General features: G+C 59.8%; 1 protein-coding gene. It reads left to right on the top strand.

Translation table 11 applies throughout. The annotated features are described in order from the left end of the window. Positions 1-239 (top strand): hypothetical protein (locus N7568_RS25235; protein WP_261612366.1); only part of this gene is annotated, 239 nt, incomplete at both ends.

Below are 239 nucleotides of genomic sequence, written 5' to 3'. Positions count from 1 at the left end.
CAGGCCTTCACCCTGCGGAATGCCAGTGAGGGCACGGGCTACAACAGCATCCGGCCCGGCCAGGACTGGCGGGATAACAACGGCAACCTGAGCCAGGCCCATGGTGGCCAGGTGGTGACGTCCAAGGATTCCGAAGGTAAGAAGATCTACTACCTGTACGGGGAGGACCTCACCAATGGTTACCACTCAGCACCGGGTGTGCACGCCTACAGCTCCTACGATCTGTACAACTGGAAGGA

This window comes from Paenarthrobacter aurescens (genome assembly GCF_025421775.1).
Lineage (GTDB): Bacteria > Actinomycetota > Actinomycetes > Actinomycetales > Micrococcaceae > Arthrobacter > Arthrobacter aurescens_B.
This window is presented reverse-complemented; position numbering and strand designations above follow the sequence as displayed.